This window comes from Clostridium luticellarii (assembly GCF_002995845.1).
Lineage (GTDB): Bacteria > Bacillota > Clostridia > Clostridiales > Clostridiaceae > Clostridium_B > Clostridium_B luticellarii.
Map to the genome: position 1 here is coordinate 1 of NZ_PVXP01000132.1, position 2701 is coordinate 2701.

A 2701-nucleotide genomic window follows, 5' to 3' on the forward strand; every position below is an offset into this window, starting at 1 on the left:
GTATTTTTTTAGTATTATTGAATGTATTTAATATATTAAGTGTTTTTGTCATAGCTATCATGTTAGTATATTTAAATAATAAGAATATTAAAAATAAGCTTGAAAAAGAATACAAAGAAAAAGAGTTAAAACAACTTACAGAATATACAAATGTTATTGAAAACATGTCAGATGATTTAAGAAGATTTAAACACGACTATGCCAATATAATGCAGGTTTTGTCAAGTTATATAAAAGCTAATGATATAGAAGGTTTAAAAACATTCTATAAAGATGAACTAGAGCCTGAAAATGAAAAAATAATGAATAAGAATAAAAGCTTATATTTGATTAAAAATATAAAAATACATTCTTTAAAAGGATTGTTATTTTCCAAAATTCGTACTGCAGCTTTAAATAATATTGATGTACGTATAGAAATTACCGATACTGTATATAAATTGTCTGTAAATGAACTGGATCTATGTAGAATTATAGGCATTTTATTCGATAATGCTATAGAAGCAGCTGCTTTGTGTAATAAAAAGATTATTCATTTGGCAATAATAAAAAATAATATTTATACATATATTATCATTGATAATACTTGTCTTGAAAGCACCCCTCCCATATATAAAATATATGAGGATGATTTTTCAACTAAAGGTAAGGGGAGAGGATTAGGATTAAAGACAGTAAGAAAGATTATAAATGAAAAGTATGCAAATGTAGTTTTGCATACTAAAATTGAAAAATGTATATTTACACAAAAATTAATAATAAAAGACTTAAATTGATCTAATCTATTTTATATAGAGATTCTGGCATTTTTGGTTCTTTTGCTATAAAAAACAAGCACATTGAAGATGAAGTCTTAGCAAGTATAATTGCTGCAGTGCATATAGCGAGAGCTGTATACTTTTTAACATTAAGTAATTTCATATTCATGATCATTCCTTCTACCTCCTATTATATAGTAGTATTTATATCCCTTTCCAGAGATAGAATGCTATAGTATTTTACAGCTCTTTCTTTAGCTGTCATTTTCCACATTTAATTAAGTATACCTAATTCTATCATATGAAGGAGGCAATTGTTAATGACCATATCACAAAACATATAAATTAGACCCTAAAAACATTTTAAAGTAAAAAGGACTTGTTTAAGGCAAATAATGAAGGTAATAGGGAATATTTATTATAATAAAATAAATATTATGATATTCTCTACACATCACATAATTTACTATTTTATGGTATGATTAATAATAACAATCTACAAATAATGTAAAAAAGGAGCACTTCATGTTAAAAATAGAATTAAAAAGAGCAATTTTAAGAAAAAAATTTTTAATCATTATTTTTATAGGAATATTAATAGAATTTTTAAGTGGATATAATGCAATTCATAAGTATATTTTTTTTGATTACAACGCTCCTGATATTCAATCACCGGCTCTTCAGGCTACCGCTAGAAAAATGGTTCAAGATGGACTTAATATGTATTCAGTTTGGTTTAAGTCATTAACTTTATACACACCTTTAATGCCAATTATTGCTGCATTACCGTATTCATTAGCATATTTAGAAGATGTAAAAAATGGTATGGTTAAGTATATTGATATAAGAATTAATCATAAAAAATATTTATTTACAAAATTACTTGCTAACGGATTAGCAGGTGGTATAGCTGTTTCATTTCCACTGATTATTTTAACGGTAATTGTCAGTGTATTCTTTAGTGGAAGTATAAACGATTTCTTTGGAAAGGGTGGATATGGTGGTGTTTTTTCGAATTTGCTTATATATAATTTTTATCTATATGTATTAGTACATATACTTATTAACTTTATATTTGGCTTTGCATATTCCAGCATCGCATTAGCAGTATCTTCAATTATAAAAAACACAATTGCAATAATGATTTCACCTTTTTTATTTTGGATTGGCGCAGATTTAATATTACAATTTTTTAATGTACAATCATATTTACCTACATCAATAAACCAATTTTATTTAACTCCTAATGTAACACTTAATGAGATTCTAGTAGAACTTGTATTTATTACATTTTTTTCATCTGTTATATTTATTTTAAAATCACAAAAGAGGAATATTTATGAATGATAATTTTAAAAAATGTACTGTATTAAATTTGATTAAATTAAATTTAACAGTATGTAAAATAAAAAAGATAATACTTTTTAGTACAACGTTTTTTTTATTTCTTTCTTATAAAATTATAGAGCCATTAAATGAATTAAGTTTAAAATATAATTTAGATATTAATATTTGGGATGGTTTTTTTAAGGTTATAACTTATCCTATGATAGTATTATGTGTTTATTTACCATTAGTAATAATCATAACTTCGATTACCAGTGGTAAAACTGAACACTATCAATATCTAATTGCAAGAAGCAAAAAAAAGGTTCTATTGATAATAAGTAAATTACTTTCAAGTTTAATCATAGGTTCATTACTTTTAGTTATATTTTTTTTGTCAGCATTTCTAATGAGTTATACTTTTTTTGGCTTTGAAGGCTGCTGGAGCTCAACGATTATGAATATAAATCCTGTAAATCCATTATATTTAAGCAGTTTTGTATTTTCACTAACACCTATGCAGTCCACCATAATTTCATTTTTAGAAATTTATATAGCTACAGCTATAATTATTAGTTTTAAAGATATGCTAACAAATTATATATCTAATATTTATA

General features: G+C 24.4%; 4 protein-coding genes. 3 read left to right on the top strand and 1 reads right to left on the bottom strand.

Annotated elements, in window-relative coordinates:
* Window positions 1-776: sensor histidine kinase (locus tag CLLU_RS18265; RefSeq protein WP_146127627.1), on the top strand; the 776-nt coding region annotated here is incomplete at its 5' end.
* Between the two features lies 1 nt (window position 777).
* Here CLLU_RS18265 and CLLU_RS18270 read toward each other — a convergent pair.
* Window positions 778-933 carry a cyclic lactone autoinducer peptide gene (locus CLLU_RS18270; RefSeq protein ID WP_106011183.1) on the bottom strand — a complete coding sequence of 52 codons (156 nt, stop codon included), beginning with the start codon at window positions 931-933 and terminating at the stop codon, window positions 778-780.
* A 350-nt stretch (window positions 934-1283) separates the two neighbouring features.
* Between CLLU_RS18270 and CLLU_RS18275 the strand changes: the two genes are divergently transcribed.
* Together CLLU_RS18275 and CLLU_RS18280 are read left to right on the top strand one after the other, a co-directional pair.
* The gene (locus CLLU_RS18275; RefSeq protein ID WP_106011184.1) at window positions 1284-2105 is read left to right on the top strand and encodes a hypothetical protein; all 822 of its coding nucleotides are present in this window, start codon (window positions 1284-1286) and stop codon (window positions 2103-2105) included.
* Window positions 2098-2701 (top strand): hypothetical protein (locus tag CLLU_RS18280; protein ID WP_146127628.1); only part of this gene is annotated, 604 nt, incomplete at its 3' end. The genes CLLU_RS18275 and CLLU_RS18280, both read left to right, overlap by 8 nt.